Source organism: Fructilactobacillus sp. X2R5C3 (genome assembly GCF_059901325.1).
The window spans coordinates 1-233 of record NZ_JBWXUY010000077.1; the positions used below are offsets into that span (position 1 = coordinate 1).

1 pseudogene is annotated in these 233 nt (G+C 32.6%); it reads left to right on the forward strand.

The features are described from left to right. A pseudogene (locus tag AC6UDE_RS07230) lies at positions 1–233 on the forward strand (hypothetical protein); the annotation flags it as partial.

Consider the following 233-nt stretch of genomic DNA (forward strand, 5'->3'; position numbering starts at 1 on the left):
GTATTGCCATATTTCCATGGCGCAGGCATAATAACAAATGTTGATGGGCCTTTCCATGTTTCACGTTTACAGGAAAGTTATTTAAACTTAAAATCAGGGAATTTTTTTGGTATATTCCCAGATATTATGACTAAGACTTTTGGAAAAATTGGATACCCGCAGAATTTATTTTATCCAATTTTCATGGTTACTCCAGAAGCTATTATTCATGTGATTATCAAAAACGGTTACTT